Source organism: Streptomyces sp. SN-593 (assembly GCF_016756395.1).
Taxonomy (GTDB): domain Bacteria; phylum Actinomycetota; class Actinomycetes; order Streptomycetales; family Streptomycetaceae; genus Actinacidiphila; species Actinacidiphila reveromycinica.
Genome location: NZ_AP018365.1, coordinates 4,378,362 through 4,393,448 on the forward strand (window position 1 = coordinate 4,378,362; position 15,087 = coordinate 4,393,448).

Genomic DNA, 15,087 nt, shown 5'->3' on the forward strand with positions numbered 1-15,087 from the left:
TGTCTTCCGTGAGTCAGAGGTTGTGCAGCGCACGGAGGACCTTCCTCAGCATGTCGGAGGGAGGCAGCAGCTCCGCCGCGGTGGTGGGCGCGTGCGCGGTGATGTGCTGGCCGGTGAGGAGGTCGGCGAGCAGCACGCGGACCACGCCGACCGGCAGGGCCAGACGGGACGCGAGTTCGAGCACGGCGACGGGGCGGCGGCACAGGCGCAGGATGCGGACGTGCTCCGAGGGCATCCCGGGCAGCGGTTCGCCGCGGGCGGTGATGACCGTGGCGAGGTCGAAGCCCTGGGTGGCGGCGCTGCTCCGCCCGCCGGTGAGGGTGTAGAGCCGGTCCGGGGCGCCGCTGTCGACCGGCCCGCGTATCGGCCCGCCCCTCATGCCGGGAGCTTCCCGCGTATGCCCGCCGCGGGCACGGTGCCGAGCGGGCCGCGGGCCGCCTCGACGATGTCGTTCATGCCGCGGCCGATCGCCCGGGCGTCCGCCGACTCCTCGCCCACGACGGCCAGATGGGCCCCCGCGCCGGCCTCGACGATGTACAGGGCACCGCCGTGGAAGTCGGTCATCGACTGCCGGACGCCGCCGCTGCCGTCGCCGAACTCGACGGAAGCGCCGTGCACCAGGCTCTGGATGCCGGAGGCGATCGCGGCGAGCTGGTCGGCGCGGTCCACGGACAGCTCGGGCGACCAGTGCAGCTTCAGGCCGTCGGCCGACAGCAGCAGCGCGTGCCGCGCCCCGGGCGTCAGTGCCACGAACCGTTCGAGCAGTAAGGCGACCCCGCCCCCGGCGCCACCGGTCCCGTTCGTCATCCCTGGTCACCCTCCCCTTCGCTGTCGGCGGTCCCCCGGTCCCGCCCGGTCGCGGCATCCCGGAAGGCGCCGAACCGGTCGCCCGCGTCCGCGCCCGAACCGGGCGCCCGGTCCGCCGCGGGCCGGGAGGAGTCGTACCCGGGCGCGGCCTCCGGCATGCCCCGGCCCCGGGTGCGCCGCGGCAGCGGCACCGGGGCGGTCCCGCCCGCGCCGCCGTCCGACGCGGGGGCGGTACGGGGCCGGCCGCCGCCCCTCGGGCCCGCGGCCCCGCCGCGCTCGGCCGGCCCGGTGTGCCCGATGTCCTCCGGGCGCCCGGCCTCCGGGAAGCCGTCGTACCCCGCGCCCGTGTCGTACCGCGCGTCGGCGTCGTGCCCCGCGCCCGCGTCGTATCCCGCGCCCGTGTCGTACCCCGCACCGGTGCCGGGCGCACCCGGCACGGCGCGGACCCCGGCGCCCCGGGTGCCGCCGGACCGGTCGGACTCCCCGGCCGCCGCGTCCGGTCCGGCGCCGTACCGCCCGCCGACCGCCGGCACCCCGTAGGACCCGGGTGCGCGGTGCCCGCCGGGGTACTGCTCGACCTGCGGCCCGCCCACGGCGTCGGGACCCGCCGCGCCGGCGGGCCCCGGCCCGTACGCCTCCGCGGCGCGCGTGACGATCCGGGAGGGGATCAGCACCACCACGCCGGTGCCGCCGCGCGAGGACGGCCGGAAGGAGACCCGCAGGCCGTGCTTGCGGGCGAGCCGCCCGACGACGGTGAGGCCGATCCGGGTGCCGGACAGCCCGGGCAGCAGGTCGTTGGCCGCTTCGGCCGGGTCGCCCGAGACCAGGCCCTCGATCCGGGCGAGGTCCCCGGCCGGCAACGCGAGCCCGGCGTCCTCGACGGTCACGACGACGCCCGAGTGCGACTCCTGGACGTAGACGTGGACTTCCTCGGAGGGCGGCGAGAAGTTGCAGGCGTTGTCCATGAGTTCGGCCAGCACGTGCATCACGCCCTCGGCGGCGTGTCCGGCGACGGCCGCGCCGGTCGTGGTGTGCAGCCGCACCCGGCGGTAGGCGTGGATGCGGCCCATCGCGCCGCGCAGCACGCTCTCCATGGCGATCGGCCGGGTCCAACGGCGCCCGGAGCGCGACCCGCTGAGCACCGCGACGCTGTCCGCGAGACGTCCGGTCTGGGCCGCGCAGTGGTCCAGTCGCAGCAGGTCGTCCAGCACGCTCTCGTCGTGCCGCTGCTCCATCTCGCGCAGGTCGGCCAGCATGGTCGTGGTGAGCGCCTGCACGCGGGCGGCCGCGCTGGCACAGGCGGCCATCCCGGCGGCCCGGGCGCGCTCGCTGGCGCCCAACTCGCGGACGGTCACCTCCAGCAGCCGCTGGTGCACCTCCTCCGCGGGCCGCGGCAGCGCGGCCAGCACGGTGCCGGTGGAGCCGCCCTCGCGCATCCGCTCCACCGCGAGCGGCAGCGTCACCTCGGCCAGCCGCACGGCCTCGTCCGCCAGCGCGGTGGCCCGCGCGGTCTCGGCGCGCAGCGCGGCGCGCAGGGACGCCTCGGTCTCGGACCAGGCCCGCCGCCGCGCCTCCGACTCGCGCACCGACCGCCGGACCGCGTCCAGTTCGGCGGCGGCCTGCCGGGTGGCCTCCGCGTGCAGCGCGAGGCTCCGGGCGGTGTCGTCCCGCAGTCGCGCGGCCTCGGCGCGCAGCCGGCGCACGGCGCGGCGGCGGGATGCGGCCAGCGCGACCGCGGTGCCGAGCAGCAGGGCGGCCAGGGCGGCGGCCGCGGCCAGCAGGGGGCGGTCGTGCGCGTCCGCGCGGCGCACCGCCCAGCCGCCGGCCACGCCGGCGGCGACCACGGCGGCCAGCGGGAGCGGCGTGGCGCGTCCGGCTGCGCGGAGACCGCCGCCGGAGCGTCGCGGCGGCTGAATCGGTAACGGTGAGCCTTGAGTTGACATCAGGCGATACCCCATGGCCGGACCGGAAGCCGACCGCCGTGCCGGGTCACGCTGACGTTACGGGCGGCAACAGGATGAGTTCGCCTCACCCTACTCGCCGAACCCGCCTTCAACGCCCGAAACCTGAGGTATTGGTCGCCGGACCGTTACTGGATCATCACCGCGCGTGCAAGAATTCACTTTCGGCCACCGATTCGCCCCTGTTCAGGGGGAGTTGGCCAACTCACCCCGCGGCGCGGCACATGGGGCCCGCGGGCGGAGCGGGGAGTTCCCGGGTCGGCGTCACCCGGTTTCACCGGGTGCGGCACCCTCGCGTCGGGGGTCCGCCGCCGCTACTCGGTGACCGCGAGGTTCGCCAGGATCGCCTGGGCCAACTCCTCGTCGCCCTCGATCTTCAGCCGGCCCTCGGGCACCGCCGCCGCCTTGACCCGGCCGGTGAGCAACCGCAGGAAGGTCTCCCAGTCGGCCACGAAGGTGACCGCGGGGCCGAGCGAGACCGCCGAGTCGATGGTGCCGCGCCCCTCGGGGCTGACCCGCACGGTGCGCATGAACTCCAGCGGTCCGTGCACGTCGAAGACGACCGCCGAGCCCGGCTTGGCGCCCGCGTCGTGCGCGACCACCTTCGGCAGCGCCCGCAGCACGAACTCGCGGGACAGCACCGCCGCCGCCGACGCGAGGTTGCCGGGCTTGTCCAGGGCCCGGCGCAGGTCCTGTTCGTGCACCCACACGTCGAACACCCGTGACCAGAGGAGTTCTTCGAGGGTGGTCTCGCCGCCGCCGATCGCGCGCACGTCGGCGTCGGGCTCGCGCGACTCGTTCCGGAGCTGACGGGAGCGCCGGATGATGGTGTACTCCAGTTCGGAGGTCATCTCGGGCGCGGTGTGGTGGCGGCGGATGTCGACCGGGACCTCGGTGTAGCGGGCGCGGTCGCTGGTGATGTGCCGCAGGTCGCTGGGCAGGCTGTGGATCGGCCGCGGGTCGCCGAGGATCTCGCACTCGAAGCCGATGACGTGCGAGACCACGTCGCGCACGGACCAGTAGGGGCACTCGGTGGGCCGGTTCCACTCGCCTTCCGGGAGCGTCGAGACCAGTTCGTTGATGGACTCTATGGAGTGGGTCCAGGCGTCGATGTACGGCTGGATCTTGCGGTGGACGGTCACGGGACCCCTCGACGGTCGGTGCGCGGTCGTGGCGGTTTGGCGCCTAAGTTAGTCTTCGCGCGGGCGCCCACGCAGTGCTTTCGAGTGATGATGGTAGGCCCGACTTCGACGACCCAACGTAGGGGCGGTGTACGGATGCGCGCAACGCTTCTCCAGATCGACGTGGACCCGGCCGAGGAGCCGGCCGCGCGCCGGCTCCGGGTGGCGGCGCTGGTCCGGGAGCAGGCCGGTGCCGATCTGGTCGTGCTGCCCGAACTGTGGCCCGTCGGCGCCTTCGCCGCCGACCGGTTCCCGGTGGAGGCGGAGCGGCTGGAGGACGGTCCCACCGCCGAGGCGATGTCCGCGGCCGCGCGCGACGCCGGGGTCTGGCTGCACGCGGGCTCGATCGTCGAGCGCGACCCGGAGGGGCCGCTCTACAACACCTCGCTCGTCTTCGGCCCGGACGGCGGGCTGCGCGCCGCCTACCGCAAGATCCACCGGTTCGGGTTCGACCGCGGCGAGGCGGTGGTGATGGCGGCGGGCGAGGAGGTCGTCACCGTACGTCACCCGGAGGCGGCGATCGGCCTGGCGACCTGCTACGACCTGCGCTTCCCCGAGCTCTTCCGGCTGCTCGTGGACGCGGGCGCCGAACTCCTCGTCCTGCCGGCCGGATGGCCGGCCCGGCGGCTCGCCCACTGGCGGGTGCTGGTCCAGGCCCGGGCGGTGGAGTCCCAGGCGTACGTCCTCGCGTGCGGCACCGCCGGGACGCACGCGGGGGTGGCGCAGGCCGGCCACAGCATGATCGTGGACCCCTGGGGCGAGGTCCTGTGCGAGGCCGGCCCGGACGAGCAGGTCCTCACGGCCGACCTCGCCCCGTCGTCGGTGGCCTCCACCCGCGCGGACTTCCCCGTCCTGCGCGACCGTGTCCTCGGCCTCGACCGCCCGAAGGGCCCCTCCCGCCCGTAGCCGGACCGTCCGTTCGCGGCAGGAGCCGCATACCGTGTCGGCCCGGCGGGAGACCTCAGCGGGAGTCGTGCTCCTTGGCGATGATGTGGTCCACGCACACCGCGATCGCCAGCAGCATGCCGGCGTCGGCGTCGTCCCGCTCGACGTCGATGGCGTAGGCGTCGCGCAGCGAGAACCAGCGGCGGGAGATGCGGGCGAGCCGGTCCCCGTCGTACTCGATGTCGTACTCCTTGTCGATGAGGTCGCCGCGGATCTCCAGCTCCTCGCCGGAGGCCAGCTCCGCGCGGAAGACCTCGCGCACCAGGGCGAGCCGCTTCTTCCTGACGGTGACCAGCGTCTCGCCGCCGCGCTCGATGGTCATCGCGTCGCGCAGGCTGAGCAGCTTCTGGTGGATGACCGCCACCTCGTTGCCGTCGGCGTCCTGGATCTCCAGGGTGTCCCTGATCCGCAGCACCTTCCCGTCGACGTAGAAGGCGCGCCGCCCGTGCTCGTCCTCCACCCAGTAGTCGTCGCCGATCGCGAACATCTTCTCCCGCACCACGTATTTCATGCGGCATGTGTACCCCGCCCCGGTGGAAATGTGTTCGGTGCCGCGATGCGGTTTGATGGGCATATGACTGCACGTGCACGCGTCCGGGCGCCCGAGCTGGTTGGCAAGGGCGGCTGGCTGAACACAGGTGACCGCCGACCCACCCTCGCCGACCTGCGCGGATCGATCGTGATCCTCGACTTCTGGACGTTCTGCTGTGTCAACTGCCTGCACGTCCTGGACGAGCTGCGCGAGCTGGAGGAGCGCCACCGCGACACCGTGGTGATCGTGGGCGTGCACTCGCCGAAGTTCGTGCACGAGGCCGAGCACCGCGCGGTGGCCGACGCGGTGGAGCGGTACGGCGTGCACCACCCGGTGCTCGACGACCCGGAGCTGGCCACCTGGCGGCAGTACGCGGTCCGCGCCTGGCCGACCCTGGTCGTGATCGACCCCGAGGGCTACGTGGTCGCGCAGCACGCCGGGGAGGGGCACGCGCACGCGCTGGAGAAGCTGGTGAACCGGCTGGAGCAGGAGCACGCCGCCAAGGGCACGCTGCGCCGCGGCGACGGCCCGTACGTGCCGCCGGAGCCGGTCTCGACGGACCTGCGCTTCCCCGGGAAGGTGCTCGCGCTGCCCGGCAGCGGCCACTACCTGGTGTCGGACTCCACCCGGCACGCGCTGGTGGAGCTGGCGGCCGACGGCGAGACGGTGGTGCGCCGGATCGGCACCGGCGAGCGCGGGCTGGCCGACGGCGACCCGGGGACGGCCAGGTTCAGCGAGCCGCAGGGCCTGGCGCTGCTGCCGGACGGCACCATCGTGGTCGCCGACACCGTGAACCACGCGCTGCGCCGGCTCGACCCGGACACCGGCCGGGTCACCACGGTCGCGGGCACCGGCCGCCAGTGGTGGCAGGGCTCGCGCACCTCGGGGCCGGCCCTGGAGGTGGACCTCTCCTCGCCGTGGGACGTCGCCTGGTTCGACGACCGGGTGTGGATCGCGATGGCCGGCGTGCACCAGCTGTGGACGTACGACCCGGCCACCGACCGGGTGGAGGTCGCGGCCGGCACCACCAACGAGGGACTGGTCGACGGGCACGCGGGCGACGCCTGGTTCGCCCAGCCGTCGGGGTTGTCGGCGGACGACGGCAAGCTGTGGATCGCCGACTCCGAGACCTCCGCGCTGCGCTGGGCGGAGCGGGCGGCCGACGGCGACGGGTACGTCATCCGCACCGCGGTCGGCACCGGGCTCTTCGACTTCGGGCACCGGGACGGCCCGGCCGGGCAGGCGCTGCTCCAGCACCCGCTGGGCGTCACCGCGCTGCCGGACCACTCGGTCGCGGTGAGCGACACGTACAACAACGCGCTGCGCCGGTACGACCCGGTCAGCGGCGAGGTGACGACGCTGGCGACCGACCTGCGCGAGCCGTCGGACGCGGCCGTGGTCGAGGGCGACGTGGTGGTGGTGGAGTCGGCCGCGCACCGGCTGACCCGGATCAGGCTGCCGGAGGAGGCGGCCCGGGTGGAGGGGGCCGCGCACCGCACGCAGCGCGCCGCGACCGACGTGTCGCCGGGCCCGCTGCGGCTGGACGTGGTCTTCAGCGCGCCGCCCGGCCAGAAGCTCGACGAGCGCTACGGCCCGGCCACCCGGCTGCTGGTCGAGGCGACCCCGCCGGAGCTGTTGAAGGCGGGCACCGGCAAGGGGACGGACCTGTTTCGCGACCTGGAGCTGGACCCGGCGGTGCCGGAGGGGGTGCTGCACATCTCGGCGATGGCGGCGTCCTGCGACGACGACGCGGAGAACCCGTACCCGGCCTGCCACGTCCACCAGCAGGACTGGGGTGTCCCGGTCCGGCTGACCGCCTCCGGCGACGCCAGGCTGGTCCTGGTGCTGGCCGGCATGGACGACGGCCCGGCGGAGGCGGCCCTCTGACGGCGGCGCGCCGGCGGCCGTCAGAGGGCAGGGCGCGTCAGCGACGGTGTATCGGTGGCGGTGCGTCGTGACGGTGGATCAGTAGCGCCGCTCCGAGGGGTAGTAGCGCTCCTCCACGACCGGCGGCACGTCGCCGTCCGCCGTCGGAGGGATGCGCCGGCGCTTGAAGATGCTGACGTAGGCGGCCAGTCCGATGATGCCCACGGCCATCATGATCAGGCCGACCAGGTCGACGTTGACGCCCTTCATGTGCCAGTCGGTCGCGAACGTGACGATCGCGCCGACGGCGATGAGGACTATGCAGCCTCCGATGCCCACGATGCCCGCCTCCCAGTCGAGTTGACGGTTTGTAGTGACGGTGGAGTGGTGACGGCTGTCGCCTACCCGGGTCCCCGCCGGGCAATCAGCGGCCGCTCGGAGGCGTCAGCGGTGGCTGCGGCTGTGCGTGCGCGAGCGGTGGGTGGTGTGGCTGCTCCCGGAGGAGGGGTGGCACGCGGTCAGCCCGACCGCGCACACCGCCACGACGGCGGCGGCGACCAGGGCCGCGCGGCCGCGGCTGCTGCTGGCACGGCTCCGGCTGCTGCTGGGGTTCGACATGGGGCGGCATCCTCCTGGACGTCTCCGACGGTGGCACGCGCGCACCGGGCGCGGCGCGAACGGCCATCCTCCCGGCGGAGTTTCACAGCCGGGTGACAGCAGCATCCCAGCCACTCGACAGCCTGCGCCGCCGCCTATCCGACTGCCGTCCGCCGCCTGCCCGACCGCCACCTTCCCGACTGCCGTCCGCCGCCAGCGTCCGCCGCCTGTGGCCCGTAGCCGGCTGTCACCCGCCGGCTCCCGGCCCGCGCCGGATCGAGCCGCGGCAGGCGTCAGCCGGCGGTCAGGTGGGCGAGCGCGGCGATCATCCGGTCACCGGTGTCCGCCGGCCAGGGGTGCACGCGGGTGACGGCACGCTGGTGCGCCAGCCCGTGCAGGCCCAGCCAGAGCGCGATCGCGTCGCCTTCCGGGTCGGTGCTGGTGGACTGGCCGGCCGCGACGCAGTCGCCGAGGGCGCCGATGAGCAGGTGCAGGGTGTCGGTGCCGAGGCCGGCCAGGTCCGCCTCGGTCACGGAGCTGTCGCCCAGGGTCGGCATCCACAGGCCGCCGAACATGGTGCGGTAGCGCCCGGGGTGCTCGCGGGCGTAGCGCAGGTACCCCTCGCAGATCGCGGTCAGCCGGTCGCGGGGGGCGTCGCCGGCCGCTTCCGCGCAGGCGCGCAGCGCGTCGGACAGCGCGGCGAACTCCCCCTGGACGACGGCCAGCATGATGGCCGGCTGGTCGGGGAAGTGCGGGTAGATCGAGGGGGCGGCGATCCCGACCCGGCGGGCGACCGACCGCAGCGTGATGGCGCGCTCGTCGCCCGTCTCGTCGAGCAGTTCCGTCGCGGCGCCGACGATGTCGTCGCGCAGCCGGCCCCCCTCGCCCCGGCGGTTGCGCGCGCGGGTCGGCCTCGATGCGGCGGACGCGGCCGCGCTGGTCTCTTTCACCCTGTGACCTTACACCGTGAAGTTCATCCCGCCGGGTGTCTTGCGAGCGTCTGATTACGTGTGTAGCTTTACACCCGTAAGCAAGCGGGTCGAGCCTGAGGGAGCACGTCATGACCAGCACCGCCACCATCCGCGCCACGGAGGTCGTCCTGCCCGGCGCGGTCGAGCCGAGCGGGCTCCAGGTCACGACCCGCGACCTGCCGGCGCCGACCGCGGGCGAGGTCGTCCTGCGGATGGACGCGACCGGCGTCTCCTTCGCGGAGCAGCAGATGCGCCGCGGGAAGTACTACGACCAGCCGCCGTTCCCCTTCGTGCCCGGCTACGACGTGGTCGGCACGGTCGCCGCCGTCGGGAGCGGGGTGGACCCGGCCCTGGTCGGGCGCCGGTTCGCCGCGGTCACCAAGGTCGGTAGCTGGGCCAGCCACCGGCTGGTCGAGGCCGCCGACCTGGTGCCCGTCCCGGACGGCGTGGACGCCGCCGCCGCGGAGACGGTCGTCGTCAACGGGATCACCGCCTGGCAGATGCTGCACCGCACGGCCGGGGTCCGCACCGGCGGGACGATCGTGGTCCTGGGCGCCAACGGAGGGGTCGGCTCCACGCTGGTGCAGCTCGCCCGGCACGCCGGGATCAGCGTGATCGGCACCGCCTCCCCGCGCCACCACGCCGCCGTGCGCGAGCTGGGCGCGACCCCGGTCGACTACCGCGACCCGGAGATGTACGCGCGCATCCGCGCACTCGCGCCCGACGGCGTGGACGCCGTCTTCGACCACGTCGGCGGCCCCGGCCTGGCGCGGTCGTGGGAGCTGCTGCGCAAGGGCGGCACCCTGGTCTCCTACGGCACCGCGGCCACCAAGGACGAGGAGGGCAGCTCGCAGCTCCCCGTGCTGAAGCTCTTCGCGCAGCTCGCGGCGTGGAACGCGCTGCCCAACGGCCGGGGCGCCCACTTCTACAACTTCTGGGCCGGCCGCCGCCGCAAGGCCGCCTTCCGGCAGCGGCTCGCCCAGGACCTCACGCAGGTGCTGCGCCTGCTGGCGGAGGGCGTGCTGACCCCGCAGATCGCCGCGCGGATCCCGCTCGCCGAGGCGTCCGCGGCGCTGGAGCTGGCGGAGTCCCGTACGGTCGCGGGCAAGGTCATCCTCGTCCCGTGACGGGGCCCGCCCGGGCGCTCGGCTCCTGAAGGGCCCCCGCCCCGAGGGACCTTCGGCCCCCCGGAGGCTCAGCCCGCCAGGAACGCCGCCAGCGCCGAGGCCAGCAGGTGGGGGTCGTCGGCGCCGGCGAGTTCGCGCGCGGAGTGCATGGACAGCAGCGGCACGCCGATGTCCACGGTGGTGATGCCGTACCGCGCGGCGGTGATCGGGCCGATCGTGGTGCCGCACGGGATCGTGTTGTTGGAGACGAAGTGCTGCATCGGCACCCCGGCCCGCTCGCACGCGGCGGCGAAGACCGCCCGGCCCACCCCGTCGGTGGCGTAGCGCTGGTTGACGTTGGTCTTGAGGATGGGCCCGCCGTTGGCCCGCGGGTGGTGGCTCGGGTCGTGCCGCTCGGCGTAGTTGGGGTGCACCGCGTGCCCGACGTCGGAGGACGCGCAGACCGTCGCGGCCAGCGCGCGCAGCACGTCCTCCTGGTCACCGCCCCGCGCCAGCACCGACCGCTCGAAGACCCGGCCCAGCAGCGGACCGCCGGCGCCGGTGTCGGACTGGCTGCCGCTCTCCTCGTGGTCGAAGGCGGCCAGCACCGGCACGTACGCCGGGCCGGGCGCGTCCGCGGCCGCGAGCAGCGCGGCCAGGCCGGCGTGCACGGACAGCAGGTTGTCCAGCCGGGGGGAGGCGAACAGCTCTCGGTCGCGGCCGAGGAAGGACGGCGGCTGGACGTCGTGGGCCATCAGGTCCCACCCGGTGACCTCGGCCTCCTCCACGCCGGCCTCGTGGGCGACGAACGCGACCAGGTCGCCCTCGGTCGCCTCGCCCAGGCCCCACACGGGCTGGAGGTGGCGCTGCCGGTCCAGGGACAGCGAGTCGTTCGCGGAGCGGTCGAGGTGGATGGCGAGCTGGGGGACCCGCAGCAGCGGCCGGTCCACGTTCACCAGGCGGGTGGAGCCGTCGCGCAGCGAGAGCCGCCCGGCGATGCCGAGGTCGCGGTCGAGCCAGCTGTTGAGCAGCGGGCCGCCGTAGATCTCGACGGCGACCTGGCGCCAGCCCTGCGCGTCGAGGTCGGGCTGCGGCTTGACCCGCAGGTTCGGCGAGTCGGTGTGCGCGCCGACCACCCGGAACGGGGTGTGCGGCGCGGCGCCCTCGGGGACGTACCAGGCGATGACGGCGCCGCCGCGCACCACGTACCGCCCGCCGGCGCCGCCCGCGGCCTGCGTCCACCGCTCGTTCTCGTCGACCCGGCGGAAGCCCGCCGCGTCCAGCCGCTCGGCCACGGACGCTGCCGCGTGGTACGGGGTGGGCGCGGACCGTACGAACGCGGCCAGGTCCTCGGTGTGCCCGCGGTCGAACGCGGGACGCTGCTGAGAGGTCATGGCAGCAGCTTAGTTTCGGCCGGTTCCCGGCCGAGAACGGTGGTGTCCGCCGCGCGGGGCGCCCGCACGGCGGCGTGCCGCCGCCCCGGAGGGGGCGACGGCACGCGGGGCCGGGAGGAGGTCAGAACGCCTCTTCCGGCAGGTCCATGACGTCCAGCGTGACCGCCTCGGCCAGGGCCCGCGCGGTGGCGACCTCCGGCAGGACGGTGGCCGCGAAGAACTTCGCCGCCGCGACCTTGCCGGAGTAGAACGCCGTGTCCCTGCCGCTCGCCGCGGGCAGCTTCTCCGCGGCCACCGCGGCGCCGCGCAGCAGCAGGTAGCCGGTGACGACGTCGCCGGAGGCGAGCAGCAGCCGGGTGGAGTTGAGCCCGACCTTGTAGATCGAGCGGACGTCCTGCTCGGTGGCCGCGAGGTCGGTGAGCATGGCGCCGACGATCGCCTCCAGGTCGGCCGCGGACCTGGCGAGCTGGTCGCGCGCGGCGGCCAGCTCCTCGCCGCCCGGCGCCTCGGCGAGGAACTTCTTGATCTCCTCGCTGAGCGCGGTGAGCGACTGGCCCTGGTCGCGGACGATCTTCCGGAAGAAGAAGTCCTGGCCCTGGATCGCGGTGGTGCCCTCGTAGAGGGTGTCGATCTTGGCGTCCCGGATGTACTGCTCGATCGGGTACTCCTGGAGGTACCCGGAGCCGCCGAAGGTCTGGAGGGACTGGGCGAGCTGCTCGTAGGACCGCTCGGAGCCGTATCCCTTGACGATCGGCAGCAGCAGGTCGTTGAGGCCGTGCAACTGCTTGGCGTCCTCGCCGCGGGCCTCGGCGGCCTGGATCGCGTCCTGGACGGTCGCGGTGTACAGCACCAGGGCGCGCATGCCCTCCGCGTACGCCTTCTGCGTCATCAGCGAGCGGCGTACGTCGGGGTGGTGGGTGATGGTGACCTTGGGCGCGGACTTGTCGGTGAACTTGGCCAGGTCCGGACCCTGCACCCGCTCCTTCGCGTACTCCAGCGCGTTGAGGTAGCCGGTGGACAGGGTGGCGATCGCCTTGGTGCCGACCATCATGCGGGCGAACTCGATGATCCGGAACATCTGCCGGATGCCGTCGTGCCGGTCGCCGATCAGCCAGCCCTTGGCGGGGTGCTTGTCGCCAAAGGTCAGCTCGCAGGTGTTGGACGCCTTCAGACCCATCTTGTGCTCGACGTTCGTGGCGTACACGCCGTTGCGCTCGCCGAGTTCGCCGGTGGCGGGGTCGAACTCGTACTTCGGCACGACGAAGAGCGACAGGCCCTTGGTGCCGGGGCCGGCGCCCTCGGGGCGGGCCAGGACGTAGTGCAGGATGTTGTCGGACAGGTCGTGCTCGCCCGAGGTGATGAAGCGCTTGACGCCCTCGATGTGCCAGCTACCGTCCTCCTGCCGGACGGCCTTGCTGCGGCCGGCGCCCACGTCGGACCCCGCGTCGGGCTCGGTGAGGACCATCGTGGCGCCCCACTGCTTCTCGACCGCGACGGCCGCGATCTTCTGCTGCTCCTCGGTGCCCTCCTCGAAGAGGATGCGGGCGAAGGCGGGGCCGCAGGAGTACATCCACACGGCCGGGTTGGAGCCGAGCACCAGCTCCGCGAGCGACCAGATCAGGGAGCGCGGGGCGGTGGTGCCGCCGATCTCCTCGGGCAGGCCGAGCCGCCAGTACTCCGCGTCCATGAAGGCCGCGTAGCTCTTCTTGAACGAGTCGGGCAGTGGCGCGGTGCTGGTCTTCGGGTCGAAGACCGGGGGGTTGCGGTCGGTGTCGGTGAACGAGTCGGCGAGGTCGTGCTCCGCGAGGCGGGCGAGCTCGCCCAGGATGTCCTTCGCGGTGTCGACGTCCACCTCCGCGAACGGACCGGTGCCGTAGACCTGGTCGCGGCCCAGGACCTCGAAGAGGTTGAACTCGATGTCGCGGAGGTTCGACTTGTAGTGGCCCATGACCAAGGCTCCGTATCGCAGTCAAGAAGAAGGCTTCACCGAAATCATGCTACCCGTCGGTAATAAGACGCAACCCCTCACGGGCCGATGTGACGGCTTCCTCGTTGCCCGCCCGCGCGGGTCGATACCCTTGGACGCGTGTACGGCTACGAGCAGAGCGTGAATGGCGGGCCGGGCGGCCAGATGGGCGGCGGCCCGATGGGCCCGCCGATGGGCCCGCCCATGGGCGGCTCCCCGATGGGCGGCGGTCCGATGGGCGGTGCCGGCTACCCGGACCCGTCCCCCGCCTACCCCGAGCCGTCGCCGCCGTCGCTCGCCGACGCGGTCCGCGCCTTCACGACCGGGGCGATGATGGCCGAGGACTTCCAGGCGATCTTCGCCACGTCCAAGGTGTACTGCCCGCGCGGCGACAACCCCGGGTTCCTGGCGCTGCACGACACCCAGCAGCCGGTCATCCCGATGTTCACCTCGCTCAAGGAGCTGCGGCGGTACGCGGGCAAGGAGTCGAAGTACTTCGTGATCACCGGCGCCGAGGTGCTCGACCTGCTCCCCACCGGCTACGGCTTCGTGCTCGACATCGACGGCCAGCACCGCATGGTGTTCGACGCGAAGGCGGTCGAGCAGATGGTCGACTTCACCATGCGCAGGATGTACGGGTAGGGCCCGTCCCCCGACGTCTTCCCGCGCCGGCGCGCGCCGGCGTACCTACCCGCGGTCACCCCCGCTTCCGTAGGGGAATGGTCACGCCTTGCGAGATGTTCAGGCTTCAACTACTTTGGAAGCCGAGCATCCGCTAGGAGGACGTCATGCCCGCAGTGACCGTCGAGAACCCGTTGAGCCTGCCCCGGGTGAGCCCGGCACCGGGAAGCACGTCGAGGCCCGCCCTCGCGGTGAGCACCGCGCCGAGCGGGCTGGAGGGCGAGGGCTTCCCGGTCCGCCGCGCCTTCGCCGGCATCGACTACCGGCACCTGGACCCGTTCATCTTGATGGACCAGATGGGCGAGGTGGACTACGCGGCGGGGGAGCCGAAGGGCACCCCGTGGCACCCGCACCGCGGCTTCGAGACGGTGACGTACATCATGGACGGCACCTTCGTGCACCGCGACAGCCACGGCGGGGGCGGCACCATCACCAACGGCGACACCCAGTGGATGACCGCCGGGTCCGGGCTGCTGCACATCGAGACGCCGCCGGAGTCCCTGGTGCTCAGCGGCGGCCTCTTCCACGGCCTCCAGCTATGGGTGAACCTCCCGAAGGCGGACAAGATGATGCCGCCCAAGTACCAGGACATCCGCGCCGGCGGCCTGAAGCTGCTCACCTCCGAGGACGGCGGCGCGCTGATCCGGCTGATCGCCGGGGACCTGGACGGACACCGCGGTCCGGGCGCGACCCACACCCCGATCACGATGATCCACGTCTCCGTCAACCCCGGTGCGACCGTCACGCTGCCCTGGCGCGCGGACTTCAACGCGCTCGCGTACGGCCTGGCCGGCCGCGGCTTCGCGGGTCCCGAGGCGCGCCCCTTCGAGCTCGGGCAGGCCGTCCTCTTCGGCAAGGGCGACGCCCTCACGCTGCGCGCCCACGACACGCAGGACTCCCGCAACGAGAACTTCGAGGTGGTCCTGCTGGGCGGCCTGCCCATCCGGGAGCCGATGATGCAGTACGGCCCCTTCGTGATGAACACGCACGCCGAACTCGCCCAGGCGTTCGACGACTTCCAGGCCGGCCGCCTGGGCACGATCCCCGCCGACTCCCCGCTCACCCCCTGACCCCCGCCCG

15 protein-coding genes are annotated in these 15,087 nt (G+C 73.7%); 5 read left to right on the plus strand and 10 right to left on the minus strand.

What is annotated here, in order from left to right:
• Positions 1–13: 13 nt before the first annotated feature.
• From RVR_RS18355 to RVR_RS18370, 4 genes are all read right to left on the minus strand, one after another.
• Positions 14–379: a DUF742 domain-containing protein gene (locus RVR_RS18355; protein WP_202234878.1), complete on the minus strand. Its 366-nt coding sequence runs from the start codon at positions 377–379 to the stop codon at positions 14–16.
• The gene (locus RVR_RS18360) at positions 376–807 is read right to left on the minus strand and encodes a roadblock/LC7 domain-containing protein (RefSeq protein WP_202234879.1); all 432 of its coding nucleotides are present in this window, start codon (positions 805–807) and stop codon (positions 376–378) included. Before RVR_RS18360 ends, RVR_RS18355 begins: the two co-directional genes overlap by 4 nt.
• Entirely contained in the window at positions 804–2,651 is a 1,848-nt protein-coding gene (locus RVR_RS18365; protein ID WP_237404828.1) for a sensor histidine kinase, read from the minus strand. The genes RVR_RS18360 and RVR_RS18365 overlap by 4 nt, the downstream gene beginning before the upstream one ends.
• Positions 2,652–3,082: 431 nt before the next feature.
• Positions 3,083–3,910: a maleylpyruvate isomerase family mycothiol-dependent enzyme gene (locus RVR_RS18370; protein ID WP_202234881.1), complete on the minus strand. Its 828-nt coding sequence runs from the start codon at positions 3,908–3,910 to the stop codon at positions 3,083–3,085.
• A gap of 135 nt (positions 3,911–4,045) precedes the next feature.
• Between RVR_RS18370 and RVR_RS18375 the strand changes: the two genes are divergently transcribed.
• A complete protein-coding gene (locus RVR_RS18375) occupies positions 4,046–4,855 on the plus strand; it encodes a carbon-nitrogen family hydrolase (RefSeq protein ID WP_202234882.1) in 810 nt (269 codons plus the stop codon).
• A gap of 55 nt (positions 4,856–4,910) precedes the next feature.
• Here RVR_RS18375 and RVR_RS18380 read toward each other — a convergent pair whose 3' ends face one another.
• Entirely contained in the window at positions 4,911–5,405 is a 495-nt protein-coding gene (locus tag RVR_RS18380) for an LURP-one-related/scramblase family protein (protein ID WP_202234883.1), read from the minus strand.
• Positions 5,406–5,468: 63 nt separating this feature from the next.
• On the opposite strand from RVR_RS18380, the gene RVR_RS18385 reads away from it, so the two are divergent.
• A complete protein-coding gene (locus RVR_RS18385; RefSeq protein ID WP_202234884.1) occupies positions 5,469–7,313 on the plus strand; it encodes an NHL domain-containing thioredoxin family protein in 1,845 nt (614 codons plus the stop codon).
• A 78-nt stretch (positions 7,314–7,391) separates the two neighbouring features.
• On the opposite strand, the gene RVR_RS18390 is transcribed toward RVR_RS18385, so the two are convergent.
• The 3 genes from RVR_RS18390 to RVR_RS18400 all read right to left on the minus strand — a co-directional run bounded on the left by RVR_RS18390 (position 7,392) and on the right by RVR_RS18400 (position 8,839).
• A complete protein-coding gene (locus tag RVR_RS18390; RefSeq protein WP_202234885.1) occupies positions 7,392–7,631 on the minus strand; it encodes a DUF6458 family protein in 240 nt (79 codons plus the stop codon).
• Positions 7,632–7,736: 105 nt separating this feature from the next.
• Positions 7,737–7,910: a hypothetical protein gene (locus RVR_RS18395; protein ID WP_202234886.1), complete on the minus strand. Its 174-nt coding sequence runs from the start codon at positions 7,908–7,910 to the stop codon at positions 7,737–7,739.
• A gap of 272 nt (positions 7,911–8,182) precedes the next feature.
• The gene (locus tag RVR_RS18400; protein ID WP_202234887.1) at positions 8,183–8,839 is read right to left on the minus strand and encodes a TetR/AcrR family transcriptional regulator; all 657 of its coding nucleotides are present in this window, start codon (positions 8,837–8,839) and stop codon (positions 8,183–8,185) included.
• A gap of 110 nt (positions 8,840–8,949) precedes the next feature.
• Here RVR_RS18400 and RVR_RS18405 point away from each other — a divergent pair, with 110 nt between their 5' ends.
• The gene (locus tag RVR_RS18405; protein ID WP_202234888.1) at positions 8,950–9,987 is read left to right on the plus strand and encodes a medium chain dehydrogenase/reductase family protein; all 1,038 of its coding nucleotides are present in this window, start codon (positions 8,950–8,952) and stop codon (positions 9,985–9,987) included.
• 68 nt (positions 9,988–10,055) lie between these two features.
• Here the strand turns inward: RVR_RS18405 and RVR_RS18410 are convergent, their stop codons facing one another.
• Positions 10,056–11,360, minus strand: a complete 1,305-nt coding sequence (locus RVR_RS18410) for a M18 family aminopeptidase (protein ID WP_202234889.1) — start codon at positions 11,358–11,360, stop codon at positions 10,056–10,058.
• 121 nt (positions 11,361–11,481) lie between these two features.
• Positions 11,482–13,308: an acyl-CoA dehydrogenase gene (locus tag RVR_RS18415; protein ID WP_202234890.1), complete on the minus strand. Its 1,827-nt coding sequence runs from the start codon at positions 13,306–13,308 to the stop codon at positions 11,482–11,484.
• 138 nt (positions 13,309–13,446) lie between these two features.
• On the opposite strand from RVR_RS18415, the gene RVR_RS18420 reads away from it, so the two are divergent.
• Both RVR_RS18420 and RVR_RS18425 read left to right on the plus strand, forming a co-directional pair.
• Positions 13,447–13,968, plus strand: a complete 522-nt coding sequence (locus RVR_RS18420) for an SseB family protein (protein ID WP_202234891.1) — start codon at positions 13,447–13,449, stop codon at positions 13,966–13,968.
• 146 nt (positions 13,969–14,114) lie between these two features.
• The gene (locus RVR_RS18425; protein ID WP_202234892.1) at positions 14,115–15,077 is read left to right on the plus strand and encodes a pirin family protein; all 963 of its coding nucleotides are present in this window, start codon (positions 14,115–14,117) and stop codon (positions 15,075–15,077) included.
• Positions 15,078–15,087: the final 10 nt, after the last annotated feature.

Coding starts and splice junctions, on each gene's coding strand:
- RVR_RS18355 (WP_202234878.1), bottom strand. CDS start 379: ATGAGGGGCGGGCCGATACGCGGGCCGGTCGACAGCGGCGCCCCGGAC.
- RVR_RS18360 (WP_202234879.1), bottom strand. CDS start 807: ATGACGAACGGGACCGGTGGCGCCGGGGGCGGGGTCGCCTTACTGCTC.
- RVR_RS18375 (WP_202234882.1), top strand. CDS start 4,046: ATGCGCGCAACGCTTCTCCAGATCGACGTGGACCCGGCCGAGGAGCCG.
- RVR_RS18380 (WP_202234883.1), bottom strand. CDS start 5,405: ATGAAATACGTGGTGCGGGAGAAGATGTTCGCGATCGGCGACGACTAC.
- RVR_RS18385 (WP_202234884.1), top strand. CDS start 5,469: ATGACTGCACGTGCACGCGTCCGGGCGCCCGAGCTGGTTGGCAAGGGC.
- RVR_RS18395 (WP_202234886.1), bottom strand. CDS start 7,910: ATGTCGAACCCCAGCAGCAGCCGGAGCCGTGCCAGCAGCAGCCGCGGC.
- RVR_RS18405 (WP_202234888.1), top strand. CDS start 8,950: ATGACCAGCACCGCCACCATCCGCGCCACGGAGGTCGTCCTGCCCGGC.
- RVR_RS18410 (WP_202234889.1), bottom strand. CDS start 11,360: ATGACCTCTCAGCAGCGTCCCGCGTTCGACCGCGGGCACACCGAGGAC.
- RVR_RS18415 (WP_202234890.1), bottom strand. CDS start 13,308: ATGGGCCACTACAAGTCGAACCTCCGCGACATCGAGTTCAACCTCTTC.
- RVR_RS18425 (WP_202234892.1), top strand. CDS start 14,115: ATGCCCGCAGTGACCGTCGAGAACCCGTTGAGCCTGCCCCGGGTGAGC.